Source organism: Teichococcus vastitatis (assembly GCF_003604215.1).
GTDB lineage: Bacteria > Pseudomonadota > Alphaproteobacteria > Acetobacterales > Acetobacteraceae > Pseudoroseomonas > Pseudoroseomonas vastitatis.
The window spans coordinates 1-17,139 of sequence record NZ_QXGS01000016.1 but is presented as its reverse complement, the minus strand read 5'-3'; the positions used below and the strand labels follow the sequence as shown (position 1 = coordinate 17,139).

Sequence of the window (17,139 nt, the reverse complement as noted above, 5' to 3'; positions counted from 1 at the left end):
GGTGGCCGCGCTCGTTCTTCCCGCCAGCCTGCTGGTGCTGCTGCTGCTGGTGGCGCCGATGCTGCTGCTGTTCCGCATCTCGCTGAACGAGTTCAGCCCGACCCAGATGATGGTGGAGGCGACGAGCGCGGCGAACTACCTGCGCGCGGTGCAGGACCCGTATTACCGGCAGGTGCTGCTCACCACGCTTGCGGTGGCCACCGGCAGCACGCTTCTAGCGCTCGGCCTCGGCTTTCCCACCGCCTACTGGCTGGCCCGCATGCAGGGCCGGTGGAAGAGCCTGGCTACCATCACCGTGTTGTTTCCGCTGCTGGTGGGCAATGTGGTGCGGGCTGCGGGATGGCTGGCGCTGCTCGGCAATGGCGGCGCCATCAACGCCACGCTGCTCGGCCTCGGGCTGATCGCCGCGCCGCTGCCGCTGCTCTACAACACTGGCGCGGTGGTGGCCGGCATCGTCGCCGTGGTGCTGCCCTACATGGTGCTGACGCTGTCGGCGGTGATCGAGGGCATTCCGCGCCAGACCGAGGAAGCGGCGGCCAATCTGGGTGCGCGGCCGATGACGGTGTTCCGCCGCGTGGTGCTGCCGCAGGCGCTGCCGGGCGTGGCGGCGGGCAGTGTGCTGGTGTTCGTGCTGTGCATGAACACCTATGCCAGCGCGGTGCTGCTCGGCGGTCCGCAATTCAAGATGATGGCGCCCGCCGTGTATGACCAGTTCGTGCGCGGCAACAATTGGCCGTTCGGCGCGGCGCTCGCCTTCATCCTGCTCGGCATCACGCTGGTGCTGACCGTGGCGGGCAGTGCCGCGCTCGGCCGCCGCTACCGCTGCTGACACGAAACGGGGAAACATCATGACCGACCAGCACGAGGCGCCGGCGCCGCCCGCAATGGACATCACGGCGGACCCCGCCGTCGGCAACGAGATCACCGCCAAGAACGCCAAGCTCGGCATGCCGCCGGTGCCGGCCGCCACCGGCCGTGACCGCGGCGACGGTCCGTTCAGGCGGCTGGTGCTGCGCGGCGCCACCGTGATCGACGGCACCGGCGCCCCGCCCTGGGGCCCGGCCGACATCGTGGTCGAGGGCGACCGCATCACCGCCATCACCCCGGTCGGCACGCCGCACAAGCCGATCAACCCGTCCCGCCGCCCACCGGGTGGCGACCACGAGATCGATTGCCACGGCAAGTTCGTCACGCCCGGCCTGATCGACTGCCACACCCATATCGGCGTGCCCTATCACGCGCTGCACGGCGCGGTGGCGCCGGCCGACTATGTGTACAAGCTGTGGCTGGCGCATGGCGTCACCACCGTGCGCGAGATGGGCTGCTTCAGCGGCCTTGATTGGGTGGCGGAACAGCGGGACGCCTCGGCGGCCAATCGCATCGCGGCGCCGCGCATCCGCGCGCATCCTTATTTTCCTGCCGTCAACGATATGCTGAAGACCATCCACACGCCGGACCAGGCGCGGAACTGGCTGCGCCAGGCCAAGGATGCCGGCGCCGATGGCGTGAAGTTCTTCGGCGCCCCGCCGGCCATCATGCGCGCCGCGCTGGAGGAATGCGGCCGGCTCGGCCTGCGCTCCGGCTGCCACCATGCGCAGCAGGCGGTGACGCGCATGAACGCGCTGACCACCGCGCAATGGGGCCTGACCAGCGCCGAGCATTATTACGGCCTGCCGGAAGCGCTCTATGACGAGCGCGTCGTGCAGTCCTACCCGGCCGGCTACAACTACAATGACGAGTATTTCCGCTTCTCCGCCGCCGGCCAGACCTTTCTGCAGGCGGCCGAGCCGGGCAGCGCGAAATGGCAGGAGGTGCTGGAGCGATTCCTGGAGATCGACTTCACCTTCGTGCCGACCATGACGATCTACGACGCCAACCGCGACCTGATGCGCTTTCGCCGCACCGACTGGCACGACGCCTACACCTGGCCCAGCATGTGGCGCTACTTCCAGCCGGCGCGCGGCGGCCACGGCGCCTACTGGTACCGCTGGTCGGTCACCAACGAGATCGAGTGGAAGGGCCATTACCGCCGCTGGATGCAGTTCCTCAACGACTACAAGAACCGCGGCGGGCGGGTCTGCACCGGCAGCGATTCCGGCTTCATCTTTCAGACCTTCGGCTTCGGCTACGTGCGCGAACTGGAATTGCTTCAGGAAGCCGGCTTCAATGCGCTGGAGGTGCTGCGCTCCGCCACCATCCAGGGCGCGGAGCTGCTGGGCCTCGACGGCGAGACCGGCAGCATCGAGGTCGGCAAGCTGGCCGACCTGCTGGTGCTGGACGAGAACCCGCTGGAAGACTGGAAGCTGCTCTACGGCACCGGCGCGCTGCGCCTCAATGACGACACCGGCCAGGCCGAGTGGCGCCAGGCGCTGCGCCACACCATCCGCGCCGGGCTGGTGTTCGACGTGGCCGGGCTGCTGACCGACATCCGCTCCATGGTGGCGGCACAGAAGAATGCGGAGGCGGCAGCCTGATGGCGGCGCCCACCGAATTCATCCTGCTGGCCGGCTTCCTGGGCAGCGGCAAGACCTCCCTGCTGGTGGACTGGCTGGCCTTGCCGGAGGCCGCCGACACCGCCGTCATCGTCAACGAGGCCGGCGCCATCGACGTCGATGGCGCCATCCTGGCCGATGCCGGCGGCGTGCCGATGGCCATGCTGGCCAATGGCTGCGTCTGCTGCTCGCTGACCAGCGACCTGGTGTTCACCATCCGCGCCCTGGTGGAGGAGCGCGAGCGCAGCGGCCGCCCCCCCTTCCGCCGCATCGTGCTGGAATGCTCCGGCCTGTCGCGGCCCGGCCCGATCCTGCGCTCCCTGATGCCGCTGGCGCCGCTCGGGCTGGCGATCCGGGTGGTGGCGACCTGCGATGCCTCCCAGGCCGCCGAGCGCGCGCGGCATTTCGAGGAAGTGGCGGCGCAGCTGGCGGCGGCCGGCACCATCGTGCTCACCAAGCTCGACCTCTGCGAGGCTGGGCCGGCCGAGGCCCTGGCGGCGGGCTTCAATCCCCTGGCCGGCCGCGTCGTGGAAGCGGACCGGGCGGCGCGGGCGCGCGCCGCCTTCGCAGCGGCCCCGCCGCCGCTGCCCGAACAACCGGAACCGCCGCCCGCCATCCTGGCCCACCCGCGCATCGCGGTGCTGCGCGTGCGGTTCCGGGACGGCGCGTCGTGGGAAGACCGCCTCGACTTCCTGGAGGATCTCGCGGCGAGCTGCGGCGAGAAGCTGCTGCGGGTCAAGGGCTTCATCCGCCCACCGGGCCCCGGGGTACCCTGGCTGGTGCAGGCGGTGGGCACCCTGTTCAGCCCGCCGGTGCCGATGCCCGGGGCATTTGCGGTGCCCGAGGGGCTGGTGGTGATCACCCGCGACCTCGACGCCGCCGCGCTCGGCTCCGCCATGCCGGAAGCGCCCGTGTGGTTCGCCAGCGACCGCCCGGTGGCGCTGAACTGCCAGGCGGTGCCCGCCGCCTGAACGCCGGGCGGCGGCGCCGGCGCGCATGGGCGCCGCGGATCTGCGCGACTCCGGATGATCATGGGCTTTGCAGCGCGGCGCCGTCTGGCTAGTGCTGGGGGGCGGCTCCCGCCATCCGGGCAAGAAGGGCCGGAACAGGGTGGAGCATCGTCGTGTCCGCATTCCTGCGCCTGGGCGTCGTGCCGGCGGGCGCCACCGGCGGCATCGCCATGATGCTGGTGGGCGTGCTGCTGTTCGCCGTCAACGACACGCTCGGCAAATGGCTGGTGGGGGCCTACACCGTCGGGCAGTTGCTGCTGGTGCGCAGCATTGCCGGGCTCTGCCTGATGGCGCCGTTCATCCGGCAGGCGGGCCCGCATGCTTTCCTGCGGCCCGCGCGCCCGCGATTGCAGCTGCTGCGGGTGGTCTTCTCGACGCTGGAAACCTCGCTGTTCTTCTGGGCGCTGACCGAATTGCCGCTGGCGGAGGTGATGACCTACTACATGGCCGGTCCGATCTACGTCACCGCTCTTTCGCCGTTCCTGCTGGGCGAGCGCGTCGGCTGGCGCCGCTGGTCGGCCGTGGCAGTGGGCTTCTGCGGCGTGGTGCTGGCCCTGCACCCCTCGCCGGGATCACTGTCCTTCGGTGCGATCTGCGCCCTCACGGGCAGCTTCAGCTATGCCTGCTTCCTGATCGCGACCCGCAAGCTGGCGGGCACGCCGGGAACGGTGCTGATGACGGTGCAGCTCCTGGCGGCGCTGGCGTTCGGCGCCGCGCTGGTGCTGGCGCAGGGCTGGACGCCGCCGGGCGCGCTGGATCTGGTGCTGATGCTGATGCTGGGTGCCGGCTCGCTCGCCGGCAATCTTTGCGTGAACCAGGCGCTGCGGATCGCGCCGGCGTCGGTGGTGGTGCCCTACCAGTATACGCTGATCCTCTGGGGCATGCTGTTCGGCTATGTGTTCTTCGGTGAGGTGATCGGACCCCTCACCCTGGCCGGAGCCGCGATCATCATCGGCGCCGGCCTCTTCATCTTCCTGCGCGAGCAGCAATTGCGCGGAAGGCCGGACTGAGCCACCAGGGCGCGGCAGGGCTTTCCCCGATCCCGCCCCTGCATGACGACCGCGTCTCCCATCCGGCACCGTCCCGCCGCCCACGGCGCTGCGCCATTGCGGGCCGGAGGTGCGGGCCCATCTCCGGACCATGGAGAATGTCTGGGACTATCCGAGGCCACCCGCCGTGGAGCCGGTCTCCCAACAGCTTCGCATCGTGTTCGCGGGCCGCGTGATCGCGGCCACCGGGGCCGCCTTCCGGGTGCTGGAGACATCGCACCCGCCGACCTACTACCTGCCGCGGGATGCTTTCACCGGCTGCCGTCTGGAACCCGCCGCCGGCCGCAGCCTGTGCGAATGGAAGGGAGTGGCGGCGTACTGGACGATCCGCGCCGGCGATCGGGTCGCCGAACGCGCCGCCTAGAGCTACCCCGATCCTCCTTCGGCGTATGCGGCGATCCGCGACCATCTGGCCGTGTATGCCCAGGCGATGGAGCAGTGCTTCGTGGGCGACGAGCCCGTCATCCCGCAGCCGGGCCATTTCTATGGCGGCTGGATCACCCGGAATACGCGGGGTCCTTTCAAGGGCGGGCCGGAAAGCCTGGGCTGGTGACGGATGGGCCGCCGGGTTCACGGCCACGGCGCGTGGACCGAGATCCGGCATGGCCTGGCGGAAGCTGCCTGCCACGGTTTTCAGCCTTCCACGCCGGTTCAGAATGAAAATTGTGATGATCAAGAAAGTGTGCGTTGGGATTGACTCATTGAGTACAGACATTGGCAGGTTACTGTCTGTCCCAGAGACAAAGATCGGCGATCGGGTAGCCAAATACTTATAGTTCTCGGCAATAAATCAACCCTGATTTGAAGTTTCGACATATTCCATTGGCATTGCCAAGCCCTGGGATTATTATGCAGCCAAGCTCAAGGTCTCGATTTTGACCTTCATCAATTAATCTCGACCAACTTGTGAATTCTTGTCGCGCCGCGGCGGCGGAATTTCTATGTCCGAAACTTACTTCCGTTGCTCGGATTTCAAAGTACCCCGAGTGGTCAATCGTCTGGTTCTGCGCAGGCCTCATGCTTCCGCAAATCACGAGCATACGGAACCATATGTTGATGACAGTAAAACCTGCCTTCCCAGGGTCGCAGCGTCCCAAAGTTCTGATCTGCTTCTCGCATCTCAGGTGGAATTTCGTTCGCCAACGACCCCAGCATCTGATTGGCAGGGCTGCAACCGACTACTTGGTGTATTTCCTGGAAGAGCCGATCCAGGATGGCGGACATCTCGAAGCCAGGCTGGACATCCACGAGGAACCGGAAGGTGTCCGCATCTGCGTTCCCCTGCTGCCCCCCGGGTGCAGCGAGAAGCAGTCAGCCGAGATCCAGCGCGGCTTCCTCGACGAGATCCTGGACAATCATGCCGGCAGCGACATCGTCTTCTGGTACTACACGCCGATGGCCTTGCGCTTCTCGGCGCATCGCGAGCCCGATCTTTGTGTGTATGACTGCATGGACGAGCTGTCCGCCTTCCGCGGCGCGCCGCCTGAGCTGATCGACCTGGAGCGGCAGCTGTTCGATCTGGCCGACCTCGTCTTCACCGGTGGCCAGAGCCTCTACGAAGCGAAGCGCGCGCGCCATCCCAGCGTGCATGCCTTGCCCAGCAGCATCGACAAGGCGCATTTCGGCCAGGCCAGAAAGGTCGGCCTTCCGGAGCCGCCGGATCAGCAGGCCCTCCCCCGTCCCCGCATCGGTTTCTTCGGCGTGGTTGATGAACGGATGGACACGGGGCTGGTGGACCGCATCGCCGAGCTGCGTCCGGACTGGCAGATCGTGATGCTGGGCCCGGTGGTGAAGATCGACCCGGCCACCCTGCCGCGGAAGGCGAACCTGCACTGGCTCGGCAGCAAGTCCTATGGCGAGCTGCCGGGCTACCTGGCCGGCTGGAACGCGGGGTTCATGCCCTTCGCGCTGAACGAGGCCACGCGCTTCATCAGCCCCACCAAGACGCCGGAGTTCCTCGCCGCCGGCGTGCCGGTCGTCTCCACCGCCATCCGGGACGTCCAGAAGCCCTACGGCACCCTCGGCCTGGTGGAGATCGCCCGGACCGGGGAGGAGTTCGTGCAGGCCCTGGAGAGGGTGATGCACCGCGCCCCGCAGGAGTGGCGCAAGGCCGTGGACCGCCACCTGGCCGACATGTCCTGGGACCAGAGCTGGGCTGCCATGGCGCTGCTGATGCGAACCCGCCTCCTCGCCGGCGCGCCCGCCAGCCTGGCCACCACCACTCCCACCACTGACCGGAAAGGCGCGGCCCATGTTTGACTGGCTCATCGTCGGCGCCGGCTTCGCCGGCAGCGTCCTGGCCGAACGCCTCGCCACGCAGCGCGGCGAGCGGGTGCTGGTGATCGACAAGCGGAACCACATCGGCGGCAACGCCTATGACCGCTACGATGCCGCCGGGGTGCTGATGCACCAGTACGGGCCGCACATCTTCCACACCAACTCGCAGGCCATCGTCGATTACCTTTCTGCCTTCACGGAATGGCGCCCGTACGAGCACCGCGTGCTGGCCCAGGTGGACGGCCAGTTGCTGCCGATCCCGATCAACCGCACGACCCTCAACAAGCTGTACGGACTGTCGCTGTCGACCGACGAGGAGGCCGAGGCTTTCCTGCAGACGCTGGCCGAGCCGGTCGATGAGATCCGCACCTCCGAGGATGTGGTGGTCAGCCGCGTCGGGCGGGAACTCTACGAGAAGTTCTTCCGCGGCTATACCCGCAAGCAATGGGGCGTCGATCCGTCGGAGCTCGACAAATCGGTCACCGCGCGCGTACCGACCCGCGTCAACGAGGATGACCGCTACTTCGCCGACCAGTTCCAGTGCATGCCGGCCGGCGGCTACACCCGCATGTTCGAGAAGATGCTGGATCACCCGGGCATCAAAGTGATGCTGAACGCGCGCTTCGAGGAGATCCGTAACATCATCCCCTTTCGGCGGATGATCTTCACCGGGCCGGTGGACGAGTATTACGGCTTCCGCTTCGGACGGCTTCCCTACCGCTCGCTGCAGTTCGAGCACGTGACCCTGGACAAGCCATGGCACCAGCCGGTCGGGGTGGTGAACTATCCCCAGACGGAGGACTACACGCGCATCACGGAATACAAGCACCTGACCGGCCAGGAGCATTCCAGAACAAGCCTGACCTATGAGCGCTCCGCGGCCGAGGGCGAGCCCTACTACCCGGTGCCGCGGCCGGAGAACGCCGCACTCTACAAGCAATACGAGGCCCTGGCGGAACAGGAAAAGGATGTCTGGTTCGTGGGTCGCCTGGCGACCTACCGATACTACAACATGGACCAGGTGGTCGGGCAGGCCCTGGCGACGTTCCGCCGCATCCACACGGCCTTGAGCGAGGTGGAGTCTGCCGGCCCGGCCGCCCTTGCCGCGGCGAACTGAGCAGCGACATGAAGTATGTTGCGCGGCCGCTCGAGATCTGGGGCGGTATCGAGCCCACCATTGTTCGCATCGGCGACACGTGGCGGGATCAGGTTCAGGAAACCGGCCACGCCGATCGTCCGGAGGATCTGGACCGCATCGCGGCGCTTGGCATCCGGACGCTGCGCTACCCCGTGCTGTGGGAGAGCGTGGCCCCCCGCAGTCTGGAGGAACGCGACTGGGGCTGGCACGATGCCCGCCTGCGGCAGTTGCGGGATCTCGGCGTCGATGTCATCGCTGGGCTGGTGCATCACGGCAGCGGCCCGCACTACACGGACCTGCTGGACCCGCTTTTTCCGGAAAAGCTCGCCGTCTATGCCGAGAGCGTTGCGGCGCGCTATCCGTGGCTGCGCCATTTCACGCCGGTCAATGAGCCCCTGACCACGGCGCGCTTCAGCGCCCTCTACGGCCACTGGTATCCGCACCGGGACGATTATCCGTCCTGCCTGCGGGCGGTGATCCATCAGTGCCGCGCGGTGGTGCTGGCGATGCGGGCGATCCGCCGCGTCACGCCCGAGGCGAAGCTGGTGCAGACCGATGACCTCGGGCGCACCTTCAGCACCCCGGGGCTCCGCTACCAGGCGGATTTCGAGAATGAACGGCGCTGGCTGTCCTTTGACCTGCTGTGCGGCCGCGTGGACCGCCACCACCCGCTGCACGGTTTCCTGCTCGGGAACGGCGTCACCGATGCCGATCTGGCCTTTTTCCAGGAGAACGCCTGCCCGCCCGATATCCTGGGCATGAACCATTACCTGACCAGCGAGCGGTACCTGGACGAGCGGCTCGACCTTTACCCGAGCGCCCACCATGGCGGCAATCATCTGCAGCGCTACGCCGATGTCGAGGCGGTGCGGATCGAGATGCCGCCGAACATGCTGGGACCGGCCGCGCGGCTGCGCGAGATGTGGGAGCGCTACCATCTGCCCGTGGCCGTGACCGAGATCCACCACGGTGCCACACGCGACGAGCAGCTTCGCTGGCTGGTGGAATCCTGGCAAGGCGTGTCGGCGCTGAAGCAGGAGGGGGTTGATGTCCGCGGCTTCACCGTCTGGGCGTTGCTCGGCCTCGTGGACTGGCGCTCGCTGCTGCTGCGGCACGACAATTTCTACGAGCCCGGCGCCTTCGACGTCCGGAGCGATCCGCCGCAGCCCACGGTGCTGGCGGACGCCGTGCGCACCCTGGCGCGCGGCGAGGCTTTCCAGCACCCGGTCCTCGACACGCCCGGCTGGTGGCGGCGGCCGGGCCGGCACTACGTGCCGCCGGCCCAGGCCACCACGTCGCCATCCTCCCACGAGGCCCGCATGCTGCTGATTACCGGCGGCACGGGGCGGTTGGGCCGCGCCCTGGCCCGCTTTTGCGAGCTCCGGGGATTGCGGGCCTGGGCCCCCGGCCGCGACGAACTGGATATCGCCGACCCCGCCGCCGTGCGGCAGGCGCTGGCGGGGCGTGATCCCTGGGCGGTGCTCAACGCCGCTGGCCGCCGGCCCGAGGAGGTGCTGAAGGATCCGGAAGGGTCCTGGCGCGACGATGTCGATGGCGCTGCCGTGCTGGCCCGCGCCTGCGCCGACATGGGCATTCCGCTCGTCAGTTTCTCCACCGCCCACGTCTTCGATGGCCGTCTCGGAAGGCCGTACACGGAGCAGGACCCGCCCGCTCCCGTTCAGCCTTTCGGCCGCAACAAGGCGGAGGCGGAGAACAGGATCCTCGCCGTCCACCCGGAACCTCTGATCATCCGCATGGGCTACCCGGTGGAGCCCGAGGCCGCCATGGCGCCGCCCTGCCTGTCGCCGGCGGCGCTGAGCCACGTGCATGATCTGGCGCAGGTGGTGCTCGACCTGCTGATCGACGGCCGGAACGGCATCTGGCACCTGACCCATCCGGAAGACGAGTCTGAGGAGATCACCACTGCGGTGAAGCTCAGCTCCCGGCAGGGCCGTGTCATGCCTCCGGCGGGACCATGGCTCGATCGCTTCGTCGCGGCGGAAGCGGAGGTCGGCAGGACCGCCTGATCCGGACAGAAAGTTGCCGGCCTGTGGGCTGGCGGGTCCTGGATGGAACGGATCCGGACCGGGGGCGTCATGGGTGTCGCTCAGGGCATGCGGATCCGGCCGCGGCACGCCGGGCGACCGGCAGGGAAAGGGGCCGGCCGGCCTCCACGAGGCGCCTGTCCGGAGGCTTGTGGAACGTCATCCGTCAGGCGGGCAGGCGTATCGAAAGGCAGGCGCCTCCCGGGAATTCGCGGCTCTGCAACCGTCCGCCCTGCAGGCGCAGAACCCGTTCCGCGACGGCCATGCCGAGGCCCGCGCCGTGCAAGCCCCGGCTGTGCAGCCCAGCCGCCTGGAGCGGGTCCTGCGGCGGGCCGAGCGAGCTCTGCAGCGCTCCGCAATGCATGTCGATGAACGCATAGCCGGATTCATGCCTCGACCTGATCTGCGTGGTGGAGCCGGAGGAGGCGCGTCGGGCGAGTTCGCGCAGGACGCAGGCGATGGCCTCCGCCACCGAGCCGGGATCCTTGACCAGGGCGGCATGGTCGGGTTCGGCCGCGACCACGGTGTTCATGCCGGCCTTCTTCAGGGACGGTCCGGCAAGACGCAAGCCTGCCTTCAGTAGGGCATGCAGGCCGGAACGGCGCCGGCCCTGCCCGTGCACGGCCGCGTCCAGCTTCGAATAGCGCGTCGCATCTTCCAGCAATTCCAGAAGATGGTCCGCGGCCGCACGAATGTCCGCCAGGTAGCTCTGCCGGGCATCCTCCGTCACACCGCGGCCGGGCCGCTCCAGCAACAGTTCCGAGAAGCCGCTGATGATGCTGATCGGCGTCCGGAACTCATGGTTCATGGCGGCCAGGAAGCGTGTCTTGCCGGCATCGGCAGCTTCGGCCGCCGCCTGCGCCTGGCGTGCCGCGGCTTCCGCCCGTTCTGCACGGTTCCTCGCCCGCACCAGCTCTTCCGCCTGGCGCCGGTATGCCGTGGCATCGAGCGCCGTGACGCGGACTAGGCTGGGGCGGCCGGAGGCATCCGCCTTCACGGCCGCGCTCACCAGAAGCGGCATGCCGCGCCCGTCGGCACGGGTGATCTCCATCGCGGCCGCGTCGGTCCTTCCCTGGATCCTCAGCAGCGGAACCATGCGGGTTTCATAGACGATGCGGCTTGCGGTGGTCAGAAGGTCCTGGAACCGCCAACTGCCGACGACGCCGGAGGCCGGCCCGCCGATCCATTGCGCGAAGGTCGCGTTGATCCGCACGACCGTGCCGCCATCGATGAGAAACGACAGGTAGCCGCAGGGCGCCTGCTCGTAGATTTCGTCGGCGCTGTCCTGCGACACCCGCAACGGCCCCCGCACCACCGACCCCGCCCCCGCTCCCGCTCCCGCCCCGGCGGTGGCGGGGTGCAGATCGGCCAGAAAGGCCCTGATGGCCACGACCACCTCATCAGGCGCGCTGAGATGCGGGCAGTGGCCGGTCGTCGCGAGCCTGACCCACTCGCTCCGAGGAAGATGGCGGTGCACATACTCGCCAGCGGACTCGGGGACGATGGCGTCTTGACTGCACTGAAGCACCAGCGTCCGGGTCTGCATCTGCGGCAGGTCGGCCCGGTTGTCCGAAGTGAACGTCACCCTGGCGAAATGCCGCGCCACCGCCGGATCCATCCTGCAGAAGCTGGCGGCCAGTTCCCGGGCCAAATCGGGGCGCTCGGGATGGCCCATGATGGTTGCCGCCATGGTGGCGGCCCAGCCCTGGCGATCCGTGTCGAGCAGGTCGAGTAGGGCGTCGATGTCGTCCTCCGTGAAGCCGCCGACGTAATGCGCGTCATTGAGGTAGCAGGCCGATGGCGCCACCAGGATCAACCGGAGGAACCGCTCAGGCTCGCGCTTCGCCGCCAGAACGCCGATCATGGCACTGACGGAGTGGCCGATAAACACAACCGGCCCGGGTCCGCAGGCGCGGCAGACCTCCAGGAGATCCTCGGCATACCCCTCCAGCTCGCCATATCGCCCGGCATTGAACGAGCATCGCGAGCCGCCGGCGCCCACGTAATCGAAAACGGCGGTCCGGAAGCCAGCCTCGAAAGCCGGAGAAACGAAGCGCCAGACCGATTGGTCACAGCCATAACCGTGGCCGAAAACAAGCGTGACGCTTCCGGCGCCTGCGAAGCGCACGTTGTGCCTGGCCAGCGCATCGAGCTGGGACATGTGTTTCAGATCCGCGGCAAGCGGCGGAGGTTCCCGCGCTCTCGATGAGCGAGGATGAACAAAGATGCCGCGGCTTTTTCAATTCACCGTTTCGAGATCGGAAGAACAAGGCCAGGCCTGCCAGCCGCGAGGGAGGTTGCCCCCGGCCATAGACGGAGCCCGGTGGCTCGCTTGGCACGTCCTCTGTTCAGGCCCCCCGGGTCCTGCCACGGGCATCGGTGCCGCGGTGCGCGGGGGCTGCCTGACCCGGCGCGCCCCGCCCGGAACCGGCTGGCGGACCGGATTCAGCCGGGCAGGACAGGCCCGTTCAGCGGGCTTCGCCCGCGAAGCCGGCGCTCAATTCGGCGAAGCGGTGCAGGGCCTCCGTCGGCAAGGCACCCTTCAGTACGGCCGCCAGGGCGCCCTCGAATTCTTCCACGCTGGCCATGCCGACCAGGATCGTTCCCATCGCCGGATGGGCCATGGCGAAGCGGATCGCGGCCTCCGGCAGGGACGCCGCGAAGCCCTCCGTCACCAGCGGCATCAGCCGCGACGCCCGCCGCAGGTCGGCCTCGTAGGATTGCCCCGAGCCCATCGGCTCCGGGGCCGGGCTGGCGACGGGATGGCGATGCGCGGAGCCGCTCAGGGCCCCGCCCGCCAGGACGCGGATGCCGACGGCACCCATGCGGGCCGACTGCATGCGCTGAAGCAGCTGCCCGTAATCCTGTGCCGGATAGCCGGCCGGCAGAACAGCGCCGGCCGAAGGGTTGAGCATGTTATAGATCACCTGGGCACCGCCGAAGAAGCCGGCCTCGGTGACCTGGTGCAGGGCGGCGGTTTCGCCCACCGCGGTGAAGGCGGGCAGGCGCAGCTTGCCGGCGGCCTGCAACGACCGGAAGGCGGGCACGACCTCCTCCAGCACCTGGCGCACGCTCAGGTTCTCGCCACCGCCATCCAGCGTGACCTCGTTGTGCAGGTAGAAGATATCGGCATGCTCCCGCTGCAGGCGCTTCAGGCTGCCGTCGAGGGACGCCGTGATCGCGGCCGCGATGTTGCCGAACTCGTCAGAGCGCAGGCGGACCTTTGTGCCGACCAGTGCGTCCCGTGCCCCGAGCTTGCGCAGGACGTTGCCGAGGTTCTGCTCCGACGCGCCATTGCCATACTGTACCGCGGTGTCGAAGTAGTTGATGCCGACCTCCAGCGCCCGGGCCACGGCGCGTTCCTGATCCGTGGTCGCGCCGCGCACCATCAGGCCGCCGACACCGCCGCATCCGAAGCCGAGAAGGGATACGGGAAGGCTGTTCGGGCCGAAGGGTCGTGTTGTAACAGGCATCGTTTGCTCCGCTGGGCCTGAAGGGCGGTGTCGTTGCGCGGCATTGTGCGGCCGGCAGGCCGGATGCACCAGGGCCCCGGGGAGCCGGGCAACGGCCGGAGCGCGCATAGGGGTCGCCGGCAGGCCAGTTGGTCCTGCCCGTCCCGCTTACAGCCTCGGGGAGCATAAAGCGCCATTCACCAGCCAGGGTTTGTCCGCGCACGATTTCCTGAAACGTTAATATCTATTAAGTTATGCTACCATAAGTGAAACCCTGTTCTGAGTAACCCGAAGAACATTGGGTGGGTGTGATCATGGGCAAAATGCCGCTTCCTTGCTGCGTGCCGGGCTGCGTGCTGGTTCGGCGACCCCCGAATGACGCACCCGCGCATCCTGGTCTGGGTGTTCGTCCTGAACACCTCCCCGCGCGCCGCCATCGCTGCTCCGCCTCGTCGTGGCCCGCATCCCCGGGACGCTGACCGCCCACCGCATCCTCCTTCCGGCACAACGTCGGCGCCGGTGAGAAGCCGGGCGCGCTGAGGCACCGCGTCCCTGCCCGTCCGATCTCGCCCGAGATCCAGGAAAATCCCCGTGGCTTATCCCGACATCGACTTCCAGGTGAGCAGCGCCGTCAACACGCCCGGCGTCATCACCTACAACTTCACCGTCAGGAACAATGCCGGCACCGGCTCCGCCACGGCCTTTGACCTGAACTTCAACGAGGCGTTCGCGGCCTACGCCCCCAACGCCGCCCTTGTGGCCGGCAGCGTGCGCGCCAGTGGCTCCGCGACCGCGGCCCGCGTGACGTCCGGGCCAGACACGGGCAGCGCGCAATACGTGGCCGACAACCTGGACCTGCGGCCCGGCGAAACGGCGACGGTGGGATTCGTCATCACCGTGCCAGAGGGCGACAACACCGCCTTTTCCGTGGTGGACCGGCTGGCCGACGCCGTGGCCGCCGGGTCAGGCGGGCGCCTGAACTACGTGACGGGCTCCGCGCAGGTTGTCTCGGTCGGAGCCAACCTGTCGTCGCTCTCCGGCCGCAACCTCCTCGCGCCCACCATCACCACGGCGGACAGCGAGGCGAACGGCACGCAGGATCAGGTCACGCTGAATTTCGGCGGGATCCGCAACGTGTCGGATAAGGCGGTCACGGCCGCCGACCAGATCGTGGTGCGGCTGCAGGTGCAGGCCACGGACGTGGCGGCGAACGAGCCTGGTGACGTGCTGACCAACACCGTCACCGTCAACAACACCAGTGCGGTGACGGGAGCTTCCACCAGCTATTCCGCCACCCCCGCCACCGTGTCCTTCGACATGGTGGAGCCGCTGCTCACCCTGTCGAAAGTGGCCAGCGCGGCCGCCGGGCAACGGCTCGATGCGGGCAGCGAGGCCACCTACACCGTCACCCTCCGGCATGCGGAGGCCTCCTCCGCCAACGCCTACGATCTGGTGCTGGCCGACGCGCTGCCGGCTGGCATGACGCTGGTGGCCGGCAGCCTCAGCAGCTCGGCCGGCACGGCGACGGCGAGCGGCGGCACCGTGGACCTCGCGCTGCCCACCTATGGCCTGGCGGCCGGGCCCGTGACGCTGACCTACCGCGCCGGATCGGCAACGCCGCCGCGCCCGGACAGGCGCTGAGCAGCACCGCCACGCTGATCTACGATTCCCAGGCCGGAACGGGCGGACGCGCGGGCACGGCGGTGACCAGCACTGCATCGGTCACCACTTCCGACTTCGCGGCCGGTCTGGTGCAGAGCATCGCCTCCACCTCGCTCGCCGAGTCCGGCACCGACCGTTTCGACGCCGCCCTGCCCGACCTTTCGGTGGGCGAGGCGGTGACCTACCGGCTGACCGCGACGCTGGCCGAGGGTTCGCAGCGGCTGGTGCTGACGGACACGCTGCCGAACGGGCTGCAACTGGTCTCGGCGCAGGTGGAAAGCATCGGCGCCAACATCACCGGCTTCTCGCTCCGCGCCGGCGCGGCGCCGGCCATCTCCGGCAGCACGCTGACCTTCGACTTCGGCAACGTCGTCAACAATCTCACCGACGCGCGCGACCAGGTCACCGTGCCGGTCACCGCGCGCGGAGTCAGCGGCGCGGCGGCCGGCACCCCGCTCACCAACAACGCCGTGGCGCAGGTCTTCGCGCCGGGCGGCACCGCGGCCGTGGCCCAGCCCACGGCGACGCAGGCGATGGAGGTGGTGCGGCCAGAGGTGGCCATCACCAAGGTATCCTCCATCGCCTCGGGTGATGCGGGCGACCTCGTGACCTTCACGGTCACGCTTAGTCAGGCGGCGGGTTCCACGGCGGCAGCCTACAACCTGGCCGTCTCGGACCTCATGCCGGACGGCCTGACGCTGGTCGGCGGCAGCGCCAGGGCCTCCGCCGGCACGGTGTCGGAAACGGCGGCGGGCGGCATCGCCTTCTCGCTCGACGCCCTGGTCCTTGGCAGCGCGCCGGTGACGATCACCTACCAGGCGCGGCTGTCGGATGGCGTCAGCAACGGGCAGAGCCTCGCCGGCCCGGCGCAGCTGAGCTACGCCACGGCGCCCACCGGCGGCACCACGGCCAGCGGCGCCGCCGCGCCGGCACCGGTGCTGGTCGCGATCACGAACGGGGCGGATTCGCAGCTCTCGGCCACCTCCCTCGACGCCACCTCCGGCAGCAATGTCGGCCCGGGCGAGCTGGTGACGCTGCGCCTGATCGGAACGCTGGGCGAAGGCGCCCAGCGGGTGAGGCTGGCGGAAACCCTGCCGGCGGGCCTCGAATACGTTTCCTCCCGCGTGGTGTCGCTCGGCGCCACGGGATCATCCCTGGCGGTGGGAGCGGCCGGCACGGTCGACGCCGCCGCCGGCCGAGTCAATTTCAACTTCGGCACCCTCACCAATCCGGGCGACAACAGGGTCGATGCCGGGGATCAGCTGGTGGTCGAGGGGGTCGCCCGCGTGGCCGCTGGCACGGCGGCCGGCACCCAGATCAACCCTTCGGGCATCCTGACCGCGGCCACTCCCACGGGCACCACGACCACCAGCCTGCTTGACGGCGATGTCACGCTGACGGTGGTGAGCGGGACCTTGGGGGGGCAGCGCCTTCCTGGACAACAACGGCAACGGCGTCCAGGACACCGGCGAGGCCACGATCGCGGGCGTGGCCGTGCAGCTGCTGGACGGAACAGGCGCCGCGACCGGCCGGGCGACCACCACCGACGCTTCCGGCAATTACGCCTTCACCGGCCTTGCCCCGGAAGCTATGCGGCGCAATTCACCGCCCCGGCCGGCCGCGCCTTCACAGCGGCCGATCGTGGCCCCGATGACGCGCGCGACAGCGATGCCAACCCGGTGACGGGGCGCTCGGGCACCGTTTCGCTGACAGCGGGCCAGAACAACCGCACGGTGGATGCCGGCTTCTACGTGCCCGCCTCGGTGTTCGGCACGGGCAATCTGGTTTATTCCGACAGCAATGGCGTGCGCGACGCGGGCGAGAGTGGCCTCGGCGGCATCACGGTGCGGCTGCTCGATGCGACGGGCGCCATCTCGGCCACCACTGTCACCGCGTCGGACGGCACCTATGGCTTCGCAGGCGTGGTCCCGGGCACCTACTAGTGTCCTGATCGCGAAATTCCCAAGATCATGGGAATGGTGGTAGGAGGCAGCGATGGGCAAACCTGCGGTGT

General features: G+C 68.7%; 12 protein-coding genes. 10 read left to right on the top strand and 2 right to left on the bottom strand.

Annotation, left to right across the window (positions count from 1 at the left end; translation table 11 throughout):
• Position 1: 1 nt before the first annotated feature.
• The 8 genes from D2K64_RS16090 to D2K64_RS16055 all read left to right on the top strand — a co-directional run bounded on the left by D2K64_RS16090 (position 2) and on the right by D2K64_RS16055 (position 9,993).
• Positions 2 to 829, top strand: coding sequence for an ABC transporter permease (locus D2K64_RS16090; protein WP_120009405.1), 828 nt, complete (start codon positions 2 to 4; stop codon positions 827 to 829).
• A 19-nt stretch (positions 830 to 848) separates the two neighbouring features.
• Positions 849 to 2,474: an amidohydrolase family protein gene (locus D2K64_RS16085; RefSeq protein WP_238384233.1), complete on the top strand. Its 1,626-nt coding sequence runs from the start codon at positions 849 to 851 to the stop codon at positions 2,472 to 2,474.
• The gene (locus D2K64_RS16080) at positions 2,474 to 3,463 is read left to right on the top strand and encodes a CobW family GTP-binding protein (RefSeq protein WP_120009404.1); all 990 of its coding nucleotides are present in this window, start codon (positions 2,474 to 2,476) and stop codon (positions 3,461 to 3,463) included. Before D2K64_RS16085 ends, D2K64_RS16080 begins: the two co-directional genes overlap by 1 nt.
• A 152-nt stretch (positions 3,464 to 3,615) precedes the next feature.
• Positions 3,616 to 4,512, top strand: a complete 897-nt coding sequence (locus D2K64_RS16075) for a DMT family transporter (RefSeq protein WP_238384232.1) — start codon at positions 3,616 to 3,618, stop codon at positions 4,510 to 4,512.
• A gap of 166 nt (positions 4,513 to 4,678) precedes the next feature.
• A complete protein-coding gene (locus D2K64_RS25120; RefSeq protein WP_202910700.1) occupies positions 4,679 to 4,915 on the top strand; it encodes a DUF427 domain-containing protein in 237 nt (78 codons plus the stop codon).
• An 818-nt stretch (positions 4,916 to 5,733) separates the two neighbouring features.
• Positions 5,734 to 6,810, top strand: a complete 1,077-nt coding sequence (locus D2K64_RS16065) for a glycosyltransferase family protein (RefSeq protein WP_202910699.1) — start codon at positions 5,734 to 5,736, stop codon at positions 6,808 to 6,810.
• Complete coding sequence (gene glf / locus D2K64_RS16060) at positions 6,803 to 7,945, top strand: UDP-galactopyranose mutase (protein ID WP_120009403.1); 1,143 nt, start codon at positions 6,803 to 6,805, stop codon at positions 7,943 to 7,945. The genes D2K64_RS16065 and glf overlap by 8 nt, the downstream gene beginning before the upstream one ends.
• A gap of 8 nt (positions 7,946 to 7,953) precedes the next feature.
• Positions 7,954 to 9,993, top strand: coding sequence for a family 1 glycosylhydrolase (locus D2K64_RS16055; RefSeq protein ID WP_120009402.1), 2,040 nt, complete (start codon positions 7,954 to 7,956; stop codon positions 9,991 to 9,993).
• A 184-nt stretch (positions 9,994 to 10,177) separates the two neighbouring features.
• Here the strand turns inward: D2K64_RS16055 and D2K64_RS16050 are convergent, their stop codons facing one another.
• Both D2K64_RS16050 and D2K64_RS16045 read right to left on the bottom strand, forming a co-directional pair.
• Complete coding sequence (locus tag D2K64_RS16050) at positions 10,178 to 12,172, bottom strand: alpha/beta fold hydrolase (RefSeq protein ID WP_120009401.1); 1,995 nt, start codon at positions 12,170 to 12,172, stop codon at positions 10,178 to 10,180.
• 307 nt (positions 12,173 to 12,479) lie between these two features.
• Positions 12,480 to 13,484 (bottom strand): aldo/keto reductase, encoded by a 1,005-nt coding sequence (locus D2K64_RS16045; protein ID WP_157985889.1) that lies wholly within the window; start codon positions 13,482 to 13,484, stop codon positions 12,480 to 12,482.
• Between the two features lie 570 nt (positions 13,485 to 14,054).
• Between D2K64_RS16045 and D2K64_RS16040 the strand changes: the two genes are divergently transcribed.
• Together D2K64_RS16040 and D2K64_RS26450 are read left to right on the top strand one after the other, a co-directional pair.
• Positions 14,055 to 15,104, top strand: a complete 1,050-nt coding sequence (locus tag D2K64_RS16040; RefSeq protein WP_120009399.1) for a DUF11 domain-containing protein — start codon at positions 14,055 to 14,057, stop codon at positions 15,102 to 15,104.
• A gap of 62 nt (positions 15,105 to 15,166) precedes the next feature.
• The gene (locus D2K64_RS26450; protein WP_120009398.1) at positions 15,167 to 17,068 is read left to right on the top strand and encodes an SdrD B-like domain-containing protein; all 1,902 of its coding nucleotides are present in this window, start codon (positions 15,167 to 15,169) and stop codon (positions 17,066 to 17,068) included.
• Positions 17,069 to 17,139 lie beyond the last annotated feature (71 nt).